Annotated in this window: 25 protein-coding genes; 16 read left to right on the plus strand and 9 right to left on the minus strand. The window is 64.2% G+C overall.

The window, feature by feature from the left end:
- Nucleotides 1–110: 110 nt before the first annotated feature.
- Nucleotides 111–1,313, minus strand: a complete 1,203-nt coding sequence (locus PRtIB026_RS14990; RefSeq protein WP_203646795.1) for an NAD(P)/FAD-dependent oxidoreductase — start codon at nt 1,311–1,313, stop codon at nt 111–113.
- 261 nt (nt 1,314–1,574) lie between these two features.
- Here PRtIB026_RS14990 and PRtIB026_RS14995 point away from each other — a divergent pair, with 261 nt between their 5' ends.
- From PRtIB026_RS14995 to PRtIB026_RS15005, 3 genes are all read left to right on the plus strand, one after another.
- Nucleotides 1,575–2,117 (plus strand): RrF2 family transcriptional regulator, encoded by a 543-nt coding sequence (locus PRtIB026_RS14995; RefSeq protein ID WP_186714388.1) that lies wholly within the window; start codon nt 1,575–1,577, stop codon nt 2,115–2,117.
- A gap of 146 nt (nt 2,118–2,263) precedes the next feature.
- The gene (locus tag PRtIB026_RS15000; RefSeq protein ID WP_203646793.1) at nt 2,264–3,169 is read left to right on the plus strand and encodes a LysR family transcriptional regulator; all 906 of its coding nucleotides are present in this window, start codon (nt 2,264–2,266) and stop codon (nt 3,167–3,169) included.
- Between the two features lie 207 nt (nt 3,170–3,376).
- A complete protein-coding gene (locus PRtIB026_RS15005; protein ID WP_203646791.1) occupies nt 3,377–3,637 on the plus strand; it encodes a DUF1652 domain-containing protein in 261 nt (86 codons plus the stop codon).
- Between the two features lie 2 nt (nt 3,638–3,639).
- Here PRtIB026_RS15005 and PRtIB026_RS15010 read toward each other — a convergent pair whose 3' ends face one another.
- Both PRtIB026_RS15010 and PRtIB026_RS15015 read right to left on the minus strand, forming a co-directional pair.
- Nucleotides 3,640–3,927, minus strand: coding sequence for a hypothetical protein (locus PRtIB026_RS15010; RefSeq protein WP_186714385.1), 288 nt, complete (start codon nt 3,925–3,927; stop codon nt 3,640–3,642).
- A gap of 208 nt (nt 3,928–4,135) precedes the next feature.
- On the minus strand, nt 4,136–4,501 hold the full coding sequence (locus PRtIB026_RS15015; protein ID WP_203646789.1) for a response regulator: 366 nt from the start codon (nt 4,499–4,501) through the stop codon (nt 4,136–4,138).
- A 256-nt stretch (nt 4,502–4,757) separates the two neighbouring features.
- On the opposite strand from PRtIB026_RS15015, the gene PRtIB026_RS15020 reads away from it, so the two are divergent.
- Genes PRtIB026_RS15020 through PRtIB026_RS15040 form a run of 5 tightly spaced genes read left to right on the plus strand, consistent with a single transcriptional unit; the run spans nt 4,758 to nt 11,265 of the window.
- Nucleotides 4,758–8,225 (plus strand): response regulator, encoded by a 3,468-nt coding sequence (locus PRtIB026_RS15020; protein ID WP_267812377.1) that lies wholly within the window; start codon nt 4,758–4,760, stop codon nt 8,223–8,225.
- A 4-nt stretch (nt 8,226–8,229) separates the two neighbouring features.
- Nucleotides 8,230–9,051, plus strand: a complete 822-nt coding sequence (locus tag PRtIB026_RS15025; protein WP_050705979.1) for a CheR family methyltransferase — start codon at nt 8,230–8,232, stop codon at nt 9,049–9,051.
- Nucleotides 9,048–9,623, plus strand: coding sequence for a chemotaxis protein CheB (locus PRtIB026_RS15030; RefSeq protein WP_203646787.1), 576 nt, complete (start codon nt 9,048–9,050; stop codon nt 9,621–9,623). The genes PRtIB026_RS15025 and PRtIB026_RS15030 overlap by 4 nt, the downstream gene beginning before the upstream one ends.
- Nucleotides 9,617–10,843, plus strand: coding sequence for a hybrid sensor histidine kinase/response regulator (locus PRtIB026_RS15035; protein ID WP_203646785.1), 1,227 nt, complete (start codon nt 9,617–9,619; stop codon nt 10,841–10,843). The genes PRtIB026_RS15030 and PRtIB026_RS15035 overlap by 7 nt, the downstream gene beginning before the upstream one ends.
- Nucleotides 10,844–10,887: 44 nt before the next feature.
- Nucleotides 10,888–11,265 (plus strand): response regulator, encoded by a 378-nt coding sequence (locus PRtIB026_RS15040; protein ID WP_203646783.1) that lies wholly within the window; start codon nt 10,888–10,890, stop codon nt 11,263–11,265.
- Nucleotides 11,266–11,306: 41 nt separating this feature from the next.
- Here the strand turns inward: PRtIB026_RS15040 and PRtIB026_RS15045 are convergent, their stop codons facing one another.
- Nucleotides 11,307–11,513 carry a tautomerase family protein gene (locus PRtIB026_RS15045; protein WP_203646781.1) on the minus strand — a complete coding sequence of 69 codons (207 nt, stop codon included), beginning with the start codon at nt 11,511–11,513 and terminating at the stop codon, nt 11,307–11,309.
- Between the two features lie 16 nt (nt 11,514–11,529).
- Nucleotides 11,530–12,264: an SDR family NAD(P)-dependent oxidoreductase gene (locus tag PRtIB026_RS15050; protein WP_203646780.1), complete on the minus strand. Its 735-nt coding sequence runs from the start codon at nt 12,262–12,264 to the stop codon at nt 11,530–11,532.
- 124 nt (nt 12,265–12,388) lie between these two features.
- On the opposite strand from PRtIB026_RS15050, the gene PRtIB026_RS15055 reads away from it, so the two are divergent.
- From PRtIB026_RS15055 to PRtIB026_RS15070, 4 genes are all read left to right on the plus strand, one after another.
- Nucleotides 12,389–13,309, plus strand: coding sequence for a LysR family transcriptional regulator (locus PRtIB026_RS15055; protein ID WP_203646779.1), 921 nt, complete (start codon nt 12,389–12,391; stop codon nt 13,307–13,309).
- 66 nt (nt 13,310–13,375) lie between these two features.
- Nucleotides 13,376–13,645, plus strand: a complete 270-nt coding sequence (locus PRtIB026_RS15060; RefSeq protein ID WP_050705960.1) for a hypothetical protein — start codon at nt 13,376–13,378, stop codon at nt 13,643–13,645.
- Nucleotides 13,646–13,934: 289 nt separating this feature from the next.
- The gene (locus tag PRtIB026_RS15065; protein WP_203646778.1) at nt 13,935–14,633 is read left to right on the plus strand and encodes an MOSC domain-containing protein; all 699 of its coding nucleotides are present in this window, start codon (nt 13,935–13,937) and stop codon (nt 14,631–14,633) included.
- Nucleotides 14,634–14,673: 40 nt separating this feature from the next.
- Complete coding sequence (locus PRtIB026_RS15070; RefSeq protein ID WP_050705958.1) at nt 14,674–15,609, plus strand: 5'-nucleotidase; 936 nt, start codon at nt 14,674–14,676, stop codon at nt 15,607–15,609.
- A gap of 40 nt (nt 15,610–15,649) precedes the next feature.
- Here PRtIB026_RS15070 and PRtIB026_RS15075 read toward each other — a convergent pair whose 3' ends face one another.
- Together PRtIB026_RS15075 and PRtIB026_RS26670 are read right to left on the minus strand one after the other, a co-directional pair.
- Complete coding sequence (locus tag PRtIB026_RS15075; RefSeq protein WP_186735195.1) at nt 15,650–15,967, minus strand: DUF2388 domain-containing protein; 318 nt, start codon at nt 15,965–15,967, stop codon at nt 15,650–15,652.
- Nucleotides 15,968–16,102: 135 nt separating this feature from the next.
- Nucleotides 16,103–16,864: an RHS repeat-associated core domain-containing protein gene (locus PRtIB026_RS26670; protein WP_244670904.1), complete on the minus strand. Its 762-nt coding sequence runs from the start codon at nt 16,862–16,864 to the stop codon at nt 16,103–16,105.
- 198 nt (nt 16,865–17,062) lie between these two features.
- On the opposite strand from PRtIB026_RS26670, the gene PRtIB026_RS15085 reads away from it, so the two are divergent.
- The 3 genes from PRtIB026_RS15085 to PRtIB026_RS15095 all read left to right on the plus strand — a co-directional run bounded on the left by PRtIB026_RS15085 (nt 17,063) and on the right by PRtIB026_RS15095 (nt 19,437).
- The gene (locus PRtIB026_RS15085; RefSeq protein ID WP_203646776.1) at nt 17,063–17,689 is read left to right on the plus strand and encodes a glutathione S-transferase family protein; all 627 of its coding nucleotides are present in this window, start codon (nt 17,063–17,065) and stop codon (nt 17,687–17,689) included.
- Nucleotides 17,690–17,830: 141 nt separating this feature from the next.
- Nucleotides 17,831–18,640: a substrate-binding periplasmic protein gene (locus tag PRtIB026_RS15090; RefSeq protein WP_203646775.1), complete on the plus strand. Its 810-nt coding sequence runs from the start codon at nt 17,831–17,833 to the stop codon at nt 18,638–18,640.
- Nucleotides 18,641–18,756: 116 nt separating this feature from the next.
- The gene (locus tag PRtIB026_RS15095; protein ID WP_203646774.1) at nt 18,757–19,437 is read left to right on the plus strand and encodes an alpha/beta hydrolase; all 681 of its coding nucleotides are present in this window, start codon (nt 18,757–18,759) and stop codon (nt 19,435–19,437) included.
- 1 nt (nt 19,438) lies between these two features.
- Here PRtIB026_RS15095 and PRtIB026_RS15100 read toward each other — a convergent pair whose 3' ends face one another.
- Entirely contained in the window at nt 19,439–19,720 is a 282-nt protein-coding gene (locus PRtIB026_RS15100) for a hypothetical protein (RefSeq protein ID WP_203646772.1), read from the minus strand.
- 364 nt (nt 19,721–20,084) lie between these two features.
- On the opposite strand from PRtIB026_RS15100, the gene PRtIB026_RS15105 reads away from it, so the two are divergent.
- The gene (locus PRtIB026_RS15105; protein ID WP_203646770.1) at nt 20,085–22,172 is read left to right on the plus strand and encodes a putative bifunctional diguanylate cyclase/phosphodiesterase; all 2,088 of its coding nucleotides are present in this window, start codon (nt 20,085–20,087) and stop codon (nt 22,170–22,172) included.
- On the opposite strand, the gene PRtIB026_RS15110 is transcribed toward PRtIB026_RS15105, so the two are convergent.
- A complete protein-coding gene (locus tag PRtIB026_RS15110; RefSeq protein WP_186714368.1) occupies nt 22,169–22,432 on the minus strand; it encodes a DUF1652 domain-containing protein in 264 nt (87 codons plus the stop codon). The two genes, PRtIB026_RS15105 and PRtIB026_RS15110, sit on opposite strands and share 4 nt — an antisense overlap.
- Between the last annotated feature and the right edge of the window lie 116 nt (nt 22,433–22,548).

Consider the following 22,548-nt stretch of genomic DNA (forward strand, 5'->3'; position numbering starts at 1 on the left):
TGTTGTTTTTTCTGAATGATGACATAACGCCACTATTATTGACCAGTCGTTCAATGTAATGACGCATACAAACAGGCCCGTCACTTCCGGGACGGGCCTGTTGTTTTCGTTCACTCGACGATCGGAATCAGCGGGTCGGCCGCCGCCAGGGCCAGGGCGCGGTCGGCGGCCGGCGGGTAGATCCAGACCGAGTTGATCTGGCGCTTGAGGACCTTGCCTTCCTGGCCCTGCAGCTTCAGTTCGCGGGTCCAGCCTTCGCTGTACGCGGCGCCCCAGTCGCCCAGGTCCAGGCAGGTGACGTACTTGGGCTGGCGGTACGCTATCGGCGCCTGGCCCAGCAGGTCGGCCATGGCGTTGTTGCCGCTGTGGCGACCCATGGGGATGGCGTGCTGGCAGGTCATCAGGGCGTGGTTGCCCAGCTCGTCCACCGCGGCCCAGGCCACATCGCCGGTGGCATAAATGTGCGATTGGCCGATCACCTTGAGGTGGTCGTCGACCCGCAGGCGACCGAAGCCGTCACGCTCGCCGGCGACCTGCGCGGTCAACGGGCTGGCCTTGACGCCGGCGGTCCAGATCACGGTCTTGCTGGCGATGTACTCGCCGTTGTCCAGGGTCACGCCACCGGCATCCACCGCCACCACCGAGGTGCCGGTCAGCCATTCGACGCCCGCCTGCTCGCTGGCGGCGACGATGGCCGGGGTGATTCCGGCGCCGAGGGCGGCACCGACGCTGGCGCCACGGTCGATCAGCACCACGCGGGCATGGCCTTCACCGAGGATGGCGCGCAGGCGCGGCGGCATCTCGGTGGCGGTCTCGATGCCGGTGAAGCCGCCGCCGCAGACCACCACGGTGTTGCGCGCCGGCGAGGCGGGCAGGCTGGCCAGGCCGTGCAGGTGCTGTTCCAGGCGCACGGCCGACTCCATCTGGTCGACATCGAAGCTGTGCTCGGCCAGGCCCGGTACGGCAGGGCGGGCCACCTGGCTGCCGGCGGCGAGGATCAGGCGGTCGTAGGCGAGCTGCTGCGGCAGGCCATCGGCATCGCGGTAGCCGACCTGGCGGGCGGCGCTGTCGATGCTGTCGGCGGTGCCAGGGATGAACTCCACGCCCACCACGTCGAACAGCGCCTCCAGCGGTGCCTGCAGCGTGTGGACGTCGGCCTCGTAGAAGCGTGGACGGATGCGCAGTTGCGGCTGCGGGGCCAGCACGCTGATGCGCACGTCGCCGCGTTGTGCCTGGTCGAGCAGGCGGGCGGCGCTCAGGGCGCTCCAGACACCGGCAAAGCCGGCACCGATGATCAGGATACGAGAGGTCATGTGGATGCTCCGCAAGGACAGGAAAAAGGTCTTCGATGAGGCGTTCACGGCCCGTCGAATAACTACGACTGTATTGATCGTAGTTTAAATCGGCAAGTGTTATTTTTCGGGTCGTCCTTTCGCAAACGCAGGTGTATCGGCTGTATCCAGCGTGTTTATTGGCTTCTGCTGGGATGTTGATATGCTTGCACGGCGACGACCGGCTTTGCCTGCCACCGATTATGGGCGTACTATTTGCGACAGAATTAGTCGGAGATTGATATGTCCCTTTACAGCGCCGGCGTCGAATACGGCATCCATTGCCTGCTGTTTCTGGTGGACGAGCGCGGCGACAGCCGCGAATCCAGCGTACGCGACCTGGCCGAGTTGCAGGGCGTGCCCCAGGAATACCTGGCCAAGGTCTTCACCAAGCTGGCCCGCGCTGGATTGGTGGCGGCGACCGAAGGCGTGCGCGGCGGATTCCGTCTGGCGCGGCCTTCAGACGAGATCACCGTACTGGATATCGTCACGGCCATCGATGGGCCGAAGAAGCTCTTCGACTGCCGGGAGATCCGCGAGCGTTGCGCGGTGTTCGAGGGCGCCGCGCCGGCCTGGGCCACCGAAGGCACCTGCGCGATCCATGCGGTGATGCTGGGGGCGCAGAAACGTATGGAGGAGGCGCTGGCCCAGCAGACCATCCTCGACCTGGCGCGGCGCTTCGGGCGCAAGGCGCCGGCCGAGTTCGGGCAGAAGGTCAATGACTGGATGAGCGAGCGGCGCGACGGCAAGGGCGCCGGTGGGGACATTCCGCTGCAGGCCGTCTGACGAGCTGGGTCGGTTGGGCGGCGCAACGGAAAATTGTGCTCAACCCCAAGGTAAATCCTTGCCTGCGCGATCAGCCCACAGGTGCCAAGCCGAGGTAAGCTGACAGAAAAATTCCGTGCGCCGCTCCCGGCGCCAGAGAGGTCAGCGTGGCTTCCTACACCTTGCGCCAACTCAAGTACTTCGTCACCACGGTGGAGGCCGGCAGCGTCGCCGAGGCCTCGCGCCAGCTGTATATCGCCCAGCCGTCGATCTCCACGGCGATCAAGAGCCTGGAAGAGAGCTTCGGCGTGCAGCTGTTCATCCGCCATCACGCCCAGGGCGTGTCGCTGACGCCCAGCGGCAAGCGCTTCTATGCCAAGACCCGGGCCCTGCTGCAGATGGCCCATGAGTTCGAGCAGAACGCCCTGGCCGACAACGACACGGTGGCCGGGCAGATCGACATCGGTTGTTTCGAGACCGTGGCGCCTTTGTACCTGCCGCGACTGATCGCCGGTTTTCGCCAGCGTTATCCCGGGGTGGACATCCGCCTTCGCGACGGCGAACAGCAGGACCTGATCCAGGGCCTGACGGCGGGCACCTTCGACCTGGCGTTCCTCTACGACCATGACCTGGACGGCACCATAGAGACCGAGCCGTTGATGCCAGCGCAGAAACCCTATGTGCTGCTGCCGGAAAAACACCGTTTCGCCGGCCAAACCCAGGTGTCGCTGCGCGACCTGTGCCCGGAACCGATGATCCTGCTCGACGTGGCGCCGAGCCGCACCTATTTCGTCAGTCTGTTCAACGAGCTGGGGCTGACGCCGAACATTGTCTTCAGCTCGCCGTCGATAGAGATGGTCCGGGGCATGGTGGGGCAGGGTTTCGGTTTCTCGCTGCTGGTGACCCGGCCGCATTCCGAATTCACCTACGACGGACAGCGCCTGGTGACCCTCGACATCACCGAGCCTGTAGCGCTGTCGGGCCTGGCGGCGGCGCACCTCAAGCGCGTGCAGCTGACCAAGCCGGCGCAATTGTTCGTCGAGTTCTGTCGCGAGGAACTGGCACGCCTGTAGGCGTTGACCATCCGTCGCCAACATGGCGCTGGCGAGCGAACGTTGCCATGCCAGCGGTTTCTTCCACTAAGGTGCTAGAGGCACTTCGACGTTGTCATTGCCTGGGCGAATGGACCTGCACCCGGGCATGGGCAATATCAATTGGCAGCCTGCCAGTCGAGGGCGTACCACACCCAACAGGCCATCCAGTACAGAGAGGGTCGTACCATGTCGTTGATTGGCGTTTCAATGCTTGAGATGCGGCAGATGATCGAACAGGCCTGCCTGCCTGACCGCTGCGAGGTGAGCTGCCCGGACGGCGAACACCTCACCATTCGCCTGGGCCAGGGACAGAGCCTGGACGACTGCCTGACCGTGACCGGCGTGCCGATCGCCGAGCTCAACAGCTGTCATGACCTGCTGGGCCTGGTGGCAAGGGTCAAGGCGCAGCGCAAGGCCCCGGCCACCGTGCGCAAGGTCAGCGCCTGAGGTCATAAAAGTTCAAGCAGCAGGTTGATGCCACCGTCACCGCATTTGACATGCTCGCGGACCACGCCGCGATAGTTGCGTCCTTCCCAGGCGAAGGCGACGCTGTGGGCTTTCTCGACCTTGCCCGGCAGCGGCGGCTCGATATGCAGGCGCAGTGCCGGGCGGCCTTGCAGGCTGAGGGCCGCCAGTTGCACCTGGCACTCGGCGCGCTGGGCCACCCGGCCGAACAGGGTGTCGCGGACGAAGTCCAGTTCCAGCAGGACGCAGGGTGCGCGGCAGGGCATCTTCATGGTGGCTTTCCGGCGAAAGAGGCATACCTCGAACGTTGGAAGCTTAAAAGCGCAAGACGTTCAAATTATTTCAGCCTGTGCCTTTCGCTGGGCGCCTGTAGGAGCGGCCTTGTGCCGCGAAAGGGGCGCGGAGCGGCCCCAGGGCTTCTGCGTTGATGCATCAATTGCCGGGGCTGCTTCGCAGCCCTTTCGCGGCACAAGGCCGCTCCTACAGGCCAGGCATGGACGGCGCGCCGAGAATCTCCAGCACCTTATCGCGCAGTTGATCGATGCTGAACGGCTTGCCGATCAGGTGCATGCCCTCGGGCACGGTGAAACTCTCGGCATAGCCGCTGGCGAACAGCACCGGCAGCAGTGGCCGGGCCTCGCGGGCCTTGGCGGCCAGTTCCTCGCCGCGCAGGTCGGGCAGGCCGACGTCGGTCATCAACAGTGCCAGGGACTGCTCGGGATCCTCGATGATCTTCAGGGCCGCGCCGGCGCTGTCGGCCTCGATAGTGGTGTAGCCCAGTTCGCCGAGCACTTCGACTATCAGCATGCGTACGATGTCGTCGTCTTCGACTACCAGAAGGTGCATTGTGCGGATCCTGTTTCGGTGGATTGTCTCTACTCTGTGCGCAAGGCGGTGGCAGAAGTTCCCAAGCTTAACGGCACCGGCAAATAGATGGAACGATTGCCGCAGACAGGCTTCAAATACTGGCTAAATGCCCTGCCAGATCCGCCAAAGCTGGTTAGACTCGCTGTATTCCCCCGGTCGGTCTGGCGCAGGGCAACCCTTACACGATGTAGACGCCAGTCTGTTCAATGGACTTTTTTCACTCGGGCACTTTCAGATGATTCAAGCAGCCTCGATGGACCAACGCAGCTTTCGCAAACTGCTGAGCCGCAACGTCGGCCTGCCCCTGGGCGTAGGGCTCCTGGGCGCCGTGGCGTTTGTCGCGGTGATCAACTACCTGCTCTCGGCCATGCAGTGGGTCGAGCACACCGACCGGGTGATCGGCAATGCCAACGAGACGATCAAGCTGTCGATCGACATGGAAACCGGCATGCGCGGCTACCTGCTGACTGGCGAGGAGCGTTTCCTCGACCCCTATGAGGTCGCCAAGCCGCGTATTTTCGGCAGCCTGGACAGTTTGAAGGAAATGGTCGCGGACAACCCCCAGCAGGTCGACCGCATTGACCGCATCGCGGCCTTGCAGCGCGAGTGGAATACCTTCGGCAGCGAGATGATCAGCCAGCGCCGCAGCCAGGGCGACGTGCAGGCGTCGATCGGCCGTGGCCGCGGCAAGCGCCTGACCGACGAGATCCGCAAGGAGTTCGACACCTTCATCAACACCGAGCAGCAACTGCGTACGACCCGCAACGAGACGGTCAGCACGGTCACCATGACCGCGATCTCGGCCTTTGTGCTGTTCATCGTCGCCCTGAGTGCCTTGCTTGCCTACCTGGGGCGCCGCGACCTGCTGGCGCTATCGGCCAGCTATGTGTCGAACCTGGAGGCCCAGCAGCGCGCCGCCGAGCGCCTGGAGCAACAGGCCTGGCTGCGGGCCGGGCAGACCCAGCTGGCCGAGCAGGTGCTGGGGCAGCTGACCTTGCCCATGCTCGGCGACAATATCCTGCGCTTCTTCGCCGGTTACCTTGGCAGCGTGGTCGGTGCGTTGTACGTGCGCGACGAGCATGGCCAGCTGGTGCGGGTCGCCACCTATGGGCTGGACGCCGAGCAGCAGGGCAGCGAGCCGCGTCTGGGCGATCATGCCGGCCTGTTGGGCGAAGCGGTGATCCAGAGGCGCCTGCTGCGCCTGGACGAACTGCCCGAGGATTACTACCGCCTGAGCTCTGGCCTGGGGCGCGGCCTGCCACGCAGCGGCGTGCTGGTGCCGTCCCAGGACGACGGGCGGGTCAACGGCGTACTGGAGCTGGGCTTCCTGCGCACGCTGCAGGAGCGCGACGTCGAACTGCTGGAGCGGATCACCGAGAACCTGGGCATCTCCATCGAGAGCGCACGCTACCGCCAGCGCCTGCAGGAAGTACTGGCCGAGACCCAGCAGCTCAACGAAGAGCTGCAGGTGCAGCAGGAAGAGCTCAAGACCGCCAACGAAGAGCTCGAGGAGCAATCGCGGGTGCTCAAGGAGTCCCAGGCCCACCTGGAGACCCAGCAGGCGGAACTGGAGCAGACCAACGAACAGCTGGCCGAGCGCACCGAGGCCCTGGATCGCAAGAACAGCGAGCTGAACCAGGCCCAGGTCGAACTGCAGGCCCGCGCCGACGACCTGCAGCGTTCGAGCAAGTACAAGTCCGAGTTCCTCGCCAACATGTCCCATGAGCTGCGCACGCCGCTCAACAGCTCGCTGATCCTGGCCAAGCTCTTGTCCGAGAACGCCGAAGGCAACCTCAGCGAGGAGCAGGTCAAGTTCGCCGAGTCGATCTACTCGGCCGGCAACGACCTGCTGAACCTGATCAACGATATCCTCGACATCGCCAAGGTCGAGGCCGGCAAGCTGGAGGTGCGCGCCGAGAGCACGCCGCTGGAGCGCCTGGTCGAAGGGCTGCGGGGCATGTTCCAGCCGCTGGCCCAGGACAAGGGCCTGGCCTTCGAGGTGAAACTCGAGCAGCCGTTGCCGGCGAGCCTGTTCACCGACCGCCAGCGCCTGGAGCAGATCCTCAAGAACCTGCTGTCCAACGCCATCAAGTTCACCGAGCGCGGCCAGGTCAGCCTGGGCATCAGCCACCAGGCCGGCCTGGGCATCGTCTTTGCCGTGCGCGACACCGGTATCGGCATTGCCGCCGACCAGCAGCAGGCGATCTTCGGCGCCTTCCACCAGGTCGACGGCACCAGTAACCGCCGCTACGGCGGCACCGGTCTGGGCCTGTCGATTTCCCGCGACCTGGCGCACCTGCTGGGCGGGCAGATCAATGTTGACAGCAGCCCGGGGCAGGGTAGCGTGTTCAGCCTGATCCTGCCCGAGCACTTCGAGCCGTCGGCGCAGCAGGTAGAGGTGCACAGCCTGCGCCCGGCGGTCGACGAACTGCCGCCGGCGCCGCCGGTACCGGCGCCGGTGCGCACCGAGCGCCCGGCCCCGGCCTTTGCCGACGACCGCGCCCAGGCGCCGTTCGCCAACCGCTGCATCCTGGTGATCGAGGACGAGCCGAACTTCGCCCGCATCCTCTTCGACCTGGCCCACGAGCTGGGCTACAGCTGCCTGGTCGCCCATGCCGCCGACGAAGGCTTCGAGCTGGCCGCCCAGTACCTGCCCGACGCCATCCTGCTGGACATGCGCCTGCCCGACCATTCCGGGCTCACCGTGCTGCAGCGCCTGAAAGAGCAGGCCGGCACCCGGCACATCCCGGTGCACATCATTTCGGTGGAAGATCGCGTCGAGGCGGCCATGCACATGGGCGCGGTGGGCTACGCGGTCAAACCCACCAGCCGCGAGGAGCTCAAGGCGGTGTTCGGCCGCCTGGAGGCCAAGCTCACGCAGAAGCTCAAGCACATCCTGCTGGTGGAGGACGATGACCTGCAGCGCGAGAGCATCGCCCGCCTGATCGGTGACGACGATATCCAGATCACCGCCGTGGCCATGGCCCAGGACGCCCTGGCGCTGCTGCGCGAGAACATCTACGACTGCATGATCATCGACCTCAAGCTGCCCGACATGCTCGGCAACGAGCTGCTCAAGCGCATGACCGCCGAGGACATCCGCAGCTTCCCGCCAGTGATCGTCTACACCGGGCGCAACCTCACCCGCGAGGAAGAGGCCGACCTGCTCAAGTATTCGCGCTCGATCATCATCAAGGGCGCGCGTTCGCCCGAGCGCCTGCTCGACGAAGTCACGCTGTTCCTGCACAAGGTCGAGTCGCAGCTGTCCAACGAACGCCAGCGCATGCTCAAGACCGCGCGCAGCCGCGACAAGGTGTTCGAGGGGCGCAAGGTCCTGCTGGTGGACGACGATGTGCGCAACATCTTTGCCCTGACCAGCGCCCTGGAGCACAAGGGCGCCATCGTCGAGATCGGCCGCAACGGGCGCGAAGCCATCGAGTGCCTGGAGGCCAACGATGACATCGACCTGGTGCTGATGGACGTGATGATGCCGGAGATGGACGGCTACGAGGCCACCCGCCTGATCCGTCAGCAGCCGCGCTGGCGCAAGCTGCCGATCATCGCCGTGACCGCCAAGGCGATGAAGGATGACCAGCAGCGCTGCCTGCAGGCCGGGGCCAACGACTACCTGGCCAAACCGATCGACCTGGACCGCCTGTTCTCGCTGATCCGGGTCTGGCTGCCGCAATTGGAGCGAATCTGAAATCTTGACCAGTGAACGCAACACCGATATCGAGATCCGGCTGCTGATCGAGGCGATCTACCTCAAGTACAGCTACGATTTTCGCGATTACTCCGGCGCCTCGATCAAGCGCCGGATCCTCCACGCCGTGCGCCAGTTCGACTGCCGCACGGTGTCGGCGCTGCAGGAGCGGGTGCTGCATGACCCGGGCATGTTCCTCGAGCTGCTGCAGTACCTGACGATCCCGGTCAGCGAGATGTTCCGCGACCCCGGGCATTTCCTCGCGCTGCGCAACGAAGTGGTGCCGCTGCTGCGCACCTGGCCGTCGCTGAAGCTCTGGATCGCCGGCTGCAGCACCGGCGAGGAGGTATACTCCATGGCCATCCTGCTGCGCGAGGAAGGCCTGCTGGAGCGCACCATCCTCTACGCCACCGACATCAACCCGCATTCGCTGGAGCGCGCCAAACAGGGCATCTACTCGATGCAGAGCATGCGCGAGTACGAGGAGAACTACCGCAAGGCCGGTGGCCGGCGAGATTTCTCCGAGTACTACACCGCCGCCTACGGTAACGCCATCATGGACTCAAGCCTGCGCGACAACGTGACCTTCGCCGACCACAGCCTGGCCACCGACAGCGTGTTCTCCGAGACCCAGCTGGTGTCGTGCCGCAACGTGCTGATCTACTTCAACAAGGACCTGCAGGACCGCGCCCTGGGCCTGTTCCACGAGTCGCTGTGCCACCGCGGCTTCCTGGTGCTGGGTAGCAAGGAGTCGGTGGACTTCTCGGCCTACAGCGAAGGCTTCGAGCCGCTGGTGCGGCCCGAGCGGATCTACCGCAAGACATGAACGGCGTGCGCGCGATCGTCATCGGCGCCTCGGCGGGCGGCGTCACGGCGCTGTTCAGCGTGCTTGGCGCGCTACCGGCGGACTTCGCCATCCCGGTGTTGTGCCTGCTGCACCTGCCGGACGACCGCCACAGCCAGCTCGCCGAGGTGCTGCAGCGGCGCCTGCGCCGGCCGGTGCGCGAAGCCTTCGACAAGGCGCGGATCGAGCCTGGGCTGATCTACGTGGCGGGGCCGGGCTATCACTTGTCGGTCGAGCGCGACCTCAGCTTCTCGCTCAGCCAGGAAGCGCCGGTGCATTTCTCGCGCCCGGCAATCGATTTTCTCTTCGAGTCGGCCGCCGATGCCTATGGCCCGGGCCTGCTCGGCGTGCTGCTCACCGGCGCCAACGAAGACGGCGCCCGGGGGCTGTTGCGCATCAGACAAAGCGGTGGCCGGACGGTTGTCCAGGACCCCCGCGACGCACAGGTGGCGTTGATGCCGGAGGCCGCCCTGGCCCTGCACGACCCTGACCATATTCTTTCCCTTGGCGGTATCGGGCAGTTGCTCGCTACCCTGGAACCCAGCGCATGCTAAGCCACATTACCGCGAAACTGCTGATCGTCGACGACCTGCCGGAAAACCTGCTGGCCCTCGACGCCCTGATCCAGGGCGAGGACCGCGAGGTGCACCAGGCGCAGTCCGCCGAGCAGGCGTTGTCGCTGCTGCTCGAGCACGAGTTCGCCCTGGCCATTCTCGATGTACAGATGCCGGGCATGAACGGCTTCGAGCTGGCCGAGCTGATGCGCGGCACGGAAAAGACCCGCAGCATCCCCATCGTCTTTGTCAGCGCCGCCGGGCGCGAGATGAACTACGCCTTCAAGGGCTACGAGAGCGGCGCCGTGGACTTCCTGCACAAGCCGCTGGAAACCCTGGCGGTGAAGAGCAAGGTGTCGGTGTTCGTCGATCTGTTCCGCCAGCGCAAGGCCCTCGACCGACAGTTGCAGGCCCTGGAGCAGAGCCGCCAGGAGCAAGAGCTGCTGCTGGCCCAGTTGAAGGTGGCGCGGGGCGAGCTGGAGCACGCGGTGCGCATGCGTGACGACTTCATGTCGATTGTCTCCCATGAGGTGCGCACGCCGCTCAACGGGCTGATCCTGGAAACCCAGTTGCGCCGCCTGCACCTGTCCCGCGGCAACCTGGCGGCGTTCAGCGAGGACAAGCTCAAGGCCATGGTCGAGCGCGACGAGCGCCAGATCAACAGCCTGATCCGCCTGGTCGAGGACATGCTCGATGTATCGCGGATCCGTACCGGCAAGCTGTCGATCCGCCCGCGGACCTTCGACCTTGGGCAACTGGTGCGGGGCCTGGTGGAGAACTTCGCCGCCCAGGCCGGCGCCGTGGACACGCCGCTCGAATTGCAGCGCTGCGACCCTTTGCAGGGTGAATGGGACGAGTTCCGCATTGAACAAGTGGTGGCCAACCTGTTGTCCAATGCCTTGCGCTATGGTGAGCGCAAACCGGTCCAGGTGCGGGTGTTCGAAGCGGGCGAGATGGCCTGCGTGCAGGTGCAGGACCATGGCATCGGTATCGATGCGCAACACCTGCAGCGGATCTTCCAGCAATTCGAGCGCGTCGCCGCGCAGCAGGCCACGGGCGGGCTGGGCCTGGGCCTGTACATCTCCGAGCAGATCGTCCTGGCCCATGGCGGGCGGATCCAGGTCGACAGCCAGGCCGGCATCGGCTCGACCTTCACCGTGTATCTGCCGCTGTCGGCACAGTCGCAACATTGTGACCCGGCCCGCGCAACCTCTGCGTAGTGCTGGGGTCTGATGGCCAACCTGTTGAATGCGAAGGCGTTGTCATGAGTGAAGATGCACAAGACGTGGTACTGGTGGTCGAGGATGAACCGGCGATCCGCATGATCCTGCGCGATTACCTGGCCGGTGAGGGCTACCACGTGCTGGTGGCCGAGGACGGCGAGGAGGCGTTCGCGATCCTGGCGAGCAAGCCGCACCTGGACCTGATGGTCACCGATTTCCGCCTGCCAGGCGGGATTTCCGGGGTGGAAATCGCCGAGCCTGCGGTGAAGCTGCGCCCGGACCTGAAGGTGATCTTCATCAGTGGCTACCCGGCCGAGATCGTCGAGTCGGGCAGCCCGATCGCGCGCAAGGCGCCGATCCTGGCCAAGCCTTTCGACCTCGACACGCTCCACGAGCAGATCCAGACGCTGTTGCGCTAGGCGCATGCGAACCGGCCAGTTTTCCAGGCCGGTGGTTGCTTTTATCGCCGTTCGCGTGCTCTCAATGAGGTCACCGATTCGCCACCGACGCCCCAGTTGTCGGTGGGCACTTCCTCGATCACCACGAAAGTGCTCGCCGGCGGCTTGTTCAGGACCTTTTCCAGCAGGCGGGTGGTGCCTTCGATCAGTTGACGCTTGTGTTCGGCCGTGACGCCTTCATCGGTCACGCGGATATGGACATAAGGCATGTGCGTCGCTCCAGGTTCAGTGCCAGGTACCGGCGGTGCTGCCACCGTCGACGGGGAGGATGACGCCGCTGACGAAACGGGCATCGGTCAGGTACAGCACGGCGTCCACCACATCCTCGGGCTTGCCGGTGCGACCGCTTGGCGACAGTGCGCCGAGCCCTTCGGTGTGGCCGCTGTGCAACGGCGTGTCGATGATGCCCGGGGCCACGGCGTTGACCTGCACGCCGCTCGCTGCCAGCTCCAGGGCCAGGCCCTTGACCGCCTGGTTCAGCCCGCCCTTGACCAGCACCGGCAGCAGCGCCGGGACGCGGGTGTCCGGTTGCAGGGCCACCGAGGCGGTGATGGCGACGATATGACCGTGGCCCTGGGCCTTCATGACCCGGGCTGCTGCCTGGGCGGGGTAGAAGAAACCCTTGAGGTTGGTGCCGACCAGCGCATCGACGTCGGCCTCGGTGTAGTCGGTCACGGGCTTTGGAATGAAGATGCCGGCGTTGTTGACCAGGATATCAACCCGGCCAAAGGCTTCCTGGGCGGCGGCGAATAGCCGCTCGGCGGTGGCTTTTTCGGCGATGTCGCCCGCCACGCCGATAAAGGCGGCCGGATTTCCCAGGCGCGCTGCGGCTTCGTCCAGGCGAGCCTGGGTGCGGGCGTTGCCGACCACGTTATCGCCACGCTTGAGGTAGGCCTGGGCCAGGGCGAAGCCCAGGCCGCTGGAGGCGCCGGTGATGATGACGGTTCTTGCGTTGCTCATGGGAAACTCTCCGGTGATGCGAGCCGTTGCTCGGGTGTGGAGCCACTTTAAGTTGCAATCTCGGCTTGAAAAATGAGGCGCAGGGCATTTCAATCGATACATCATGTAATTAATAGAGCCCGCCATGACCCGCCATTTCGATGACCTGCAACTGGGCAGCCTGGAGTTGTTCTGCCTTGCCGCCGATGCCGGCAGCTTTACCGAGGCGGCCACCCTGGCAGGGGTCACCCCCGCGGCGGTGAGCCGCTCGGTGGCGCGCCTGGAGGAGCGTCTGGGCGTGCGCCTGTTCGTGCGCACCACCCGGCAGATGCGCCTGAGCGAGGCCGGCCAGGCCTATTACCTGCACTGCCGCCAGGCACTGGGGCAGTTGGTCGAGGCTGAGCGCCAAGTCACCGGTGGCCAGCTCGAGCCCGCTGGCCGCCTGCGCATCAGCGCACCTACGCCCTATGCCCATCACCGCCTGTTGCCACTGCTGCCGCGTTTTCGCCAGCGCTATCCAGGGGTACAGGTGGATGTGCATGTCAGCAACCGCAACGTCGATTTCGCCGAGGAGCACTTCGACCTGGCGATCCGTGGCCGCGCGCCCGCCGATTCGCGGTTGGTGGCCCGGCGCCTGGAGGACGCCGAGCTGGTGGTGGTCGCCACCCCCGGCTATCTGGCCCGGGCCGGTACGCCACGGACCCTGGAGGACCTAGCCGGGCATGAGTGCATCCAGTTCGAGCTGCCCAGCAGTGGCAGGCGGCCGCCCTGGAGCTTTCGCCGTGACGGGCTGCTGGTCGAGCTCGAGACCCAGGGTGCGCTCACTTGCCTGGGCGATTTCCTCGCCACCACCACCCTGGTGCGTCATGGGGGCGGCCTGATGCAGGCCTACCGCTTCACCGTGCAGGAGGCGCTGGACAGCGGCGAGCTGGTGGAAGTGCTGGCCGAACATGGCGGGACGTCGCGGCCGTTCATGCTGGTGTATCCGCAGGCCCGGCACATGCCGTTGAAGGTGCGGGTGTTCATCGACTTCCTGGTCGGCGAGGTTGCACGACCGTTGGGCTGAAGTCCCGTCGGGCAGGCACTGGCGGACTAAGCTCTGAGCTGCGTCGATTTCCCAGGAGAACACGCCATGAAATCCATGACACTGCTAGCGATCACCTGTGTACTGAGTTTCGCCGCCTACGCCGAGGATGGTCCGGCGACCAATTGCGATGCCAAGATCAATGATCTGGAGAGCATCAGCAAGACCGATGGCCAGGCCTTGCACGGCGGCATGGCCCATGACTATCACGAGCTGCTCAAGCAGGCCAAGGACGCACGGGACAAAGGCGACATGGCCAAGTGCCAAGCCTCGGCCGACCGCGCCAAGACCATCTACAACAAGGCGCGGGGCAAGTAACGGTCTATGATTGCGCGGCCAGCTCCCACAGGTGCTACTCCAACCTGTAGGAGCGGCCTTGCCGGGGCGCCGGACCGGCCGGAAAGGGCCGCAAAGCGGCCCCGGCGATCTTTGCAAGAACGCTGAAATCCTGGGGCTGCTTCGCAGCCCTTTCGCGGCACAAGGCCGCTCCTACAGAGATCGCGGCAGCTGAAAAAACTCAGCAAGACAGTTTCTCCCACAGGTAATGCGGTTGGGCCCTCAGGCGCTCTGGTGTAAGCTCTGGCGGATCTTTCAACGAGACCGCCGCATGAACTTGCCCAGCCCGCGCCTCGACAGCCTGCTCACCGGCTGCGCCCGGCCGTTTACCCGCCCGGGTTCGCACAGCGCCATCGACAAGCAGCCTCGCCAAGGGCCTCTGGCAGTGACCTTCCTCGGTATCGCCGGCGACGAACAGGGTGATCTGCGGGTACACGGTGGTGTCGAGAAAGCCATCCACCATTACCCCCGCGATCACTATCCCGACTGGACCGCCGAACTGGGCGAGCATCCCTTGCTGAGCCGGCCCGGCGCCTTCGGCGAAAACTTCAGCAGCACCGGCTGGCGCGAGGCCGATGTCTGCCTGGGCGACCGGATCCGCGTCGGCACGGCGTTGCTGGAAATCTCCCAGGGGCGCATGCCGTGCTGGAAGCTCAACGACCGCTTCGACGTGGCGCAGATGGCGTTGCGGGTGCAACAGAGCGGGCGAACCGGTTGGTACTACCGGGTGCTGGAGGAGGGCGTGGTCGAGGCCGGAGATGCCCTGCAACTGGTCGAGCGCCCGCACGGCGAATGGTCGGTGGCGCGGCTTTCGGCGGTGCTGTTCGACAAGCGCCTGGAACCCGACCTCTTGCGCGAGTGCCTGGTGCTGCCGCTGGTGCCGAACTGGCGTCGGACCCTGGAGAAGCGCCTGGAGCAACATCAGGTCGAAGACTGGACCTCGCGCCTGCAGGGCCGCAGCGAAGGCTGAGCGGCATCGCGTACAACGTTATCAATACAAGGAAAGCCCCATGGCCTTCGAACTGGATGATCGGCTGGTCATCGGTGTCGCCTCCAGTGCGGTGTTTGACCTCAGTGAATCGGACGCGGTGTTCCGTCGAGAGGGCGAGGCACAGTACCGCAAATACCAGGAGCAGCACCTGGACGTGCCGTTGGGAAAAGGCATTGCCTATCCCTTCATCAAGCGCCTGCTGGCCCTCAACGACCTGCGCGGCGATCCCGAGGACCCGCTGGTGGAGGTGGTGCTGTTGTCGCAGAACGACCCGGACACCGGCATGCGGGTGATGAAGACCATCGGCCATTACGGCCTGAACATGACCCGGGCGATCTTCACCCAGGGCCGCTCGCCGTACGAGTACATCCCGGCGTTGAACATCGCTCTGTTCCTCTCCGCTGACAAGCAGCACGTCGATGCCGCGATCAAGGCCGGCTATCCGGCAGGGCAGGTGCTGGATTCGAAGTTCGATGACGACGAGAGCGACGACAACCTGCGCATCGCCTTCGACTTCGACGGCGTGCTGGCCGGGGACGAGTCGGAGGCGGTGATGCAGTCAGGCGGGCTGGACAGTTTCCACGCCCATGAAGTGATCAACGTCACCCAGCCGCACAACCCTGGCCCGCTCAAGGAGTTCTTCGTGCGTATCGCCCGTATCCAGGCGGCCGAGGAGCAGCACAAGCTGGCCCATCCCGGCTACGAGAACCGTCTGCGGGTATCGATCGTCACGGCGCGCAACGCGCCCTCCCATGAACGGGCGCTCAACACCCTGAAAAGCTGGGGGGTGATGGCCAACGACGCCTTCTTCCTCGGCGGCATCGAGAAGAGACGGGTGCTTCAGGTGCTCAAGCCGCACATCTTCTTCGACGACCAGTCGGGGCACTTGAAGAGCACCAGCACCGTGGCGCCGTCGGTGCACATCCCGTTCGGGGTTACCAACCGGGCGCGTTGAGCAGGCAGGGGCCGCATGGGCGGCCCCGGGTTTCTTGCGCTCAGTGATCCGCCAAGCCGTCATCCTGCGACAGTAGCGCCCGGGCCAGTTCCTCGTCACTGGCCTGCAGCCCGGGATTGGCCTGGCGTACATGGGCCAGCGCCGACTCCAGGTAAGCCCCGCGAATGGCACCACCACTGGCGACGAAGGCCGACAGTTCGTCACGGGCCGGAATGATCCGTTTGTCGTCCTTGAAGGTCGAGTACAGCGATGCGGAGATCCCCGCCGAGGTGGCGACATCCCCGGCATCGACGCGAGCCAGGGCAAAACCTGCGGGGAGCAGGAGCAGCAGTGAGGGAACGAGCAGTAAATGGCGCATGGCGAGTCCTCCGGAAAGGTAATGCCCAAGGGAGTTACTGCATGAGCTTAAGAGTGCCGCGTCGCGCAGAGAGTTCCCAAACGCTATGCGCAAATTGAGCAGCTAATTTTCGAGACAGGACACTCGTGGTTCTGCTCATGTCGCTTCACGAGTTTCAGGGACACGCTCAACGGGTTGAGAGTTCGCGAGAACTTCTAGTCGCTCAATGGTTTTACTTATTTTTCGGGCGAGAGGGTCGACTGTATTTAGTTTGTAGTTGATATATTTCCTGTTATCCTTTGGGGTGTTGGATTTGGCTGCAATTCTCAGTGCTTCCAGATCTTCCTGGTGGCTTTTTAGTTTTTCTTCCCTTGCGCCAAGTTTGTTTATGGATTTTATGTCTTTTTTCTTGAGTCCTGAGTAGTTTTCCCATCCCGGGAAGTAATGCAGCGTGTTGTGTTCTTCTAGTGTCTTTTCCTGGGTGCCTCCAAATGTGATCTTGGATGGGGACTTTTCTCTGGTGGTGTCGGTCTCCAGTGAAAGGTAATCTTTAGGTACGGCCCTGAGTATCCCATTTTTCATTGATATTCCAGGTGTGCGGCCAGAGTTGTCATGCCGGTTTACAGGATCCCCTAAGCAATAAATGTATGCATTCACACCGCCTTGAGCGAAAGGGCTAAGAGCGTCTGGTGAAACAAAACGTGAGAGTGTCGGTAGGTAGGCACGGTGTCCATTGCCAAGGATGTAGAATCCTTCAGGGTCGCGAAGCTGCCCGTTAAAACCAATCTCGAAAAATTCCCGGTTGCAGAATGGGTCATGGCCGAAGGCACTATATGAAAACATGAAGAATTTTTGCCTGGAGGAAAGGTGTATAGGCGAACCCTTCATGTCGGTGGTGATTGCTGTTGTTTTTTTCATGCTGTGCTTCGCTAATGGCATTGTTTCCTGATGTTGGTCCTCTCGCGTGGTGATGACAACTGACAAAATTATCAGTTTTTCGAGATACGCTACACTCCTCTGTCAGCTATACGATGGGCCATTCGCATGGGGTCAACCCCGCCCCTCAGAGATCTGTTCTGCCCGCACCTGCTCGTCAATCCAAGGAACCTGACACCCATGGCCGAATACACGCTCCACTGCTTTGCCGAATCCGGCAACGCCTACAAGGTCGCACTGATGCTGGAACTCACCGGTCAGGACTGGGCGCCGGTGTTCGTCGATTTCTTCCACGGCCAGACCCGTGGCCAGGACTGGCGTGATGCGGTCAATGAACAGGGCGAGGTGCCCGTGCTGGAGCATGCCGGGGAGAAGCTCACCCAGTCGGCGCTGATCCTCGACTACCTGGCCGAGCGCACCGGCCGCTTTGGCCCGCGCGACGAGCATGAGAAGCGCGAGATCTGGCGCTGGATGCTGTTCGACAACCACAAGTTCACCAGCTATTACGCGGCCTTGCGTTTCATCTACTGCCTGAAGAACATGGGCGAGTCGGATGTCACCCGCTTCTTGCGCGAGCGGGCCAGGGCGGCCTACCAGATCGTCGATGCGCACCTGGCAAACACGCCGTTCATGGTGGGTGGGCGGCTGACCATTGCCGACCTGTCCCTGGCGGGATATGTGTACATGCCTGAAGACACGGGGTTGGCGCTGGAGGAGTTCCGCCATATCGAAGCCTGGAAGGCGCGTATCCAGGCGGTTCCAGGCTGGAAGCACCCCTACAACCTGATGCCGCGGGCGGCCGGCTGAGGCAGCCCTGCACGTTCAGCAGCAGGCGTGACGACGTACCGCAGCACGGATCGCGACAGCGCACGTGGCGTTCGGCCATTTCTCGTGCACACTGTGTAAGGCCACGTTGTCAGTGGCGTAATCCATAGTACGAGGAACGCAATGAACGGACGTTGTCTGGGCGTGTCTGTGTTGTTGTCGTTCGCCCTGGCGATGGTGCCCAAGACCAGCGTCGCCGCTGACGCCTGCCAGCACCTCACCGCCACCGGCAATCCTGAATACCCCCCTTACCTCTGGCGTGACCCGCAGGACCCCTCGCGCCTTATCGGTGCCAATGCCGACCTGCTCAAGCAGGTGGCCAAGGAGCTCGGCCTGGTGGTGGACGTGGTGTATGTCGGGCCCTGGTCGAGGGCCCAGGAAGAGGTGAGCAGCGGGCGCGTCGACATGCTTGCCGGGTATTTCCACACCCAGGCGCGGGAACTGCTGGTGGATTTCGTCAATCCGCCATTCCTGTTCAACTCCAGTGTGGTCTGGGTGCGCAAGGGCGAGGGCTTCGCCTACAGCGACTGGTCCGACCTCAAGGGGCGACGCGGCGGGACGCTGGTCAACAATAGCCACGGCCAGGCCTTCGACGACTACGCGCGGGCGCAGCTCAACCTCGAGGCCGTACCCAGCGTCACCCAGGCATTCCAGAAGCTGCTGCTCAAGCGCAGCGACTATGTGATCTTCGAACATTATCCCGGGCTGGCCCTGGCTCGCACGCTGGGTAAGGAGCAGGCGCTTGAGGTGCTTGAGCCACCAATCTCCAGTGAAGGGTTGTACCTGGCGTTGTCACACAAGTCCGGCTGCAACAAGCCGGCGCTGCGCGAGCAGCTGGCGCGCAAGATGAAGGCGCTGGTTGCAGGCCCGTTGCCCGAGCAACTGGTGGTCGAGAACCTGCAACGCTGGAAACGCCAGCAGACCGGCCAATAGGTTTTGCGTCATTTGCGCGAGTGCCGTCCAGTGCCTTTGATCTAAGGCGCGCCAGCCTATGGCCTATGCTGTTGCGGCGAATCACATCCCTGTTTCCCTAGCAAAGGTGTTCATCCATGAGCAAGCCAACGGTCGTATTGGTACACGGTTTCTGGGGCGGTGCCGCCCATTGGGGCAAGGTGATCGTCGAACTGGCGCGCAAGGGCATCACGCAAGTCCGCGCCGTGGAGCTGCCGCTGACCTCACTGGCGGACGACGCCGAGCGCACGCGCAAGATGGTGGCGCAGGTCGGCGGACCGGTGCTGCTGGTCGGCCACTCCTATGGCGGGGCGGTGATCACCCAGGCGGGCAACCAGGCCAATGTAACGGGGCTGGTCTACATCGCGGCCTTCGCACCCGATGCGGGTGAAAGCCCGGGCGGATTGACCCAGCAGCATCCACCGCTGGCGGCAGCGAACCTGGCGCCGGACAGCGACGGCTACCTGTGGATCAAACCCGACAAATTCCACGAGAGTTTCTGCCAGGACCTGTCGGCGGATGAGGCGCTGGTCATGGCAGTGACGCAGAAGGCGCCGCTGGCGAGCACCTTTGGCGACACCATCGTTGATCCGGCGTGGAAGCACAAACCGTCGTGGTACCAGGTCTCCAGCCAGGATCACATGATCGCGCCGGCCAACCAGCAGATGATGTCGGCGCGGTTGAAGGCGCGCAAGGTCATCACCCTGGATGCCAGTCATGCATCGCTGGCCTCCCGCGCCAAGGAAGTCGCCGCATTGATCGAGGAGGCGCTGGGCTAGCTCAGCCCTTGCACTTGGCCACGACGACCTGGCAGGTATGCGGCGTGCCGCCCGACCTGCCAGCGTAGCGCACGCAGCTGGCCAGCGACTTCTTGCTGGCCATGGCGAGGGTGGGGCCGAAGGCCAGGCCACCCTCACCACTGCTGGGCAGGGCCTTGGCATAGCAAGCGGAGCCTTGTGCTGCGTAGCGGGTGGTGGCGTGTTTGCTCGAACAGCCTGCGCTCAGGGACAGTGAGGCGGCAAGCAGGGTGAGCAGCACTGCCTGCCTGGGGCGGGTGGCCATGGCGAGCTCCTGGGGCGGCGTGGTTTCAGGGTGTTGGCCTGTTTAGATTAGCTGGAGTCGCTTCGCCTGGCTTGGGTTTCGTCGTGACGCTATCGCGGGGCAAGCCCGCTCCCACGCCATCTTCCAGGTCATTCAGGCATGTTTCACAGCGTGGGAGCGGGCTTGCCCCGCGATGAGGTCCGAGACGACAAGTGGCAATATGCCTTCAATTGCTGGGGAACGCGCTCTAGCCCAGTCCCTGCGGCGCCTCCGGTCAATCATTGGATCCACTCAGACCCGCGAAAACCCCGTGCGTTTCGCCAAAGCTTGAGTACAATTATCGGCTTTTCCCGGGCCGTCCTTCGGCCTGTTCCTGGAAGTGCGAATGCTGATCGGTAGTTACTCCTCCTCGCTGGTGTTGATTTCGCTGTGCGTGGCTATCCTTGCCTCCTATACGGCCCTGGACCTTACCGGGCGCATCGCCACGGCCAAGGGGCGGGCGGTGTACCTGTGGATGGGTGGCGGGGCGTTCGCCATGGGCATCGGCATCTGGTCGATGCATTTCATCGGCATGCTGGCGTTCAGCCTGCCGATCGAGCTGGGCTATGACACCGCCCTGACGGCCTTGTCGCTGCTGATCGCGGTGGCCTCCTCGGGCTTTGCCCTGTGGCTGGTGAGCCAGCCGAAGCTGCCGTGGTTGCAGCTGGCGTTCGGCGCCTTGATCATGGGCACCGGCATCGCCTGCATGCACTACATGGGCATGGCCGCGCTGCGCATGCAGCCGGGTATCGACTACGACCCGACGCTGTTCGGCGCGTCGCTGGCCATCGCGGTGGGGGCGTCGGCGGCGGCGCTGTGGATTGCCTTCCGCCTGCGCCAGCACACGCCCTATGTGCGCCAGATCCGCGGCGTCGCGGCAGTGGTGATGGGCATCGCCATCGTCGGCATGCACTACACCGGCATGGCCGCGGCCAACTTCCCGGCGGGCAGCTTCTGTGGCGCGCTGGCCACCGGCCTGGCCGGCGACGGCCTGGACTACCTGGTACTGATCACCACCCTGGCGGTGCTGGCGGTGGCCCTGCTCACCTCGGTGCTGGATGCCCGCCTGGAAGCGCGCACGGCGGAGCTGGCACGCTCGCTGACCCTGGCCAACCAGGAGCTGACCCAACTGGCCCTGCACGACACCCTGACCGGGTTGCCCAACCGCACGCTGCTGGCCGACCGTATCGACCAGGCCATGGGCCGGGTGGCGGAGCAGGGCGGCTGCTTCGCCCTGATGTTCATCGACCTGGACGGCTTCAAGCCGGTCAACGACGCCTTCGGCCACCATGTCGGCGACCTGTTGCTCAAGGCCGTGGCGGCGCGCCTGCGCGGCCATCTGCACAGCCAGGACACCCTGGCGCGGATCGGCGGCGACGAGTTCGTGTTGCTGGTGGAGCTGGAAGAGCCGGACGACGCCATGAATGTCGCGGTCAAGCAGGTCAACCTGATGGCCAGGCCGTTCCGCGTGGCCGAGCACGACCTGCAACTGTCGGCAAGCCTGGGCATCGTGATGTACCCGGGCAATGGCCTGGACCAGCACGAGCTGCTGCGCAACGCCGACGCGGCCATGTACCACGCCAAGAGCGCCGGCAAGAACGGCTACAGCTTCTTCGACGCCTCGATGAACAGCAACGCGCGCCAGCAACTGCAATTGCTGCAGGATCTGCGCACGGCCCTGGAGCACCAGCAGTTCCGCCTGCACTACCAGCCCAAGTTCGACGCCGTGCAGCGCCAGCCCATCGGCGCCGAGGCCCTGCTGCGCTGGGAGCACCCGCTACATGGCCTGATGCTGCCGGACCGTTTCATCGGCCTGGCCGAGAAGACCGGGTTGATCATTCCGATCGGCGAGTGGGTACTGGGCGAAGCCTGTCGGCAGATGCGCCAGTGGCTGGATGAGGGCAACGACGACTGGCGTATCGCGGTCAACCTGTCGGCCATTCAGTTCTGCCATGCCGGACTGGTCGACAACGTGGCCCAGGCGTTGAGTGATAATGGCCTGCCGGCCAACCGCCTGACCCTGGAAATCACCGAAACCACCGCCATGCGCGATGCCGACGCCAGCCTGCATGTGCTGCAGCGCCTGTCGGACATGGGCGTGGATTTGTCCATCGACGATTTCGGCACCGGCTACTCCAGCCTGATGTACCTCAAGCGCCTGCCGGCCAACGAGCTGAAGATCGACCGCGGCTTCGTGCGTGACCTGGAGCAGGACAGCGACGATGCGGCGATCGTCTCGGCCATCGTCGCCCTGGGCCAGGCACTGGGCTTGCGGATTGTTGCCGAAGGCGTGGAGACCGACCGCCAGCAGGACTTCCTGACCCGCCTGGGTTGCGACTCGCTGCAGGGCTACCTGCTCGGCCAGCCAGTGCCGCCCGAGCAGTTCATGAAGGGGTTGCAGGCGTTGAAAGCGCGTCAGGAACAGGCAATTTAGACAGCGCTGCGCATGGGGCCGGCCAGCAGGTCGAAGGTTTCCATCTCGGCCTCCACCGCCTCGATGATCCGCTCGACATCGGCGGCGGGCATGATGGTGGCGCAGGGAATGCCGGCGATCGCCAGAAGGGTTTCGCCAGTGGCCCGGTCGAACAGCCGGGCGACCATGCTGCGCGGGGCATCCATGCTGGCCTCGAAGCCCAGCGGATGGAAATGCCAGCGCATCACCTGGCAGGCGTTGGGGAACGTCATCTTGTTCATGCCAGCCTCCTTGTTCGTATCCTGAACGCGGTGATTGCGTAGCGGTAATACTGTGGCCGTCCTGGCCGTCGGGACTCTAACCATAGCACCTGCCATGGCAGTGTTCGCCGGAAAAT

This window comes from Pseudomonas sp. RtIB026, from assembly GCF_016861355.2.
Taxonomy (GTDB): domain Bacteria; phylum Pseudomonadota; class Gammaproteobacteria; order Pseudomonadales; family Pseudomonadaceae; genus Aquipseudomonas; species Aquipseudomonas peradeniyensis.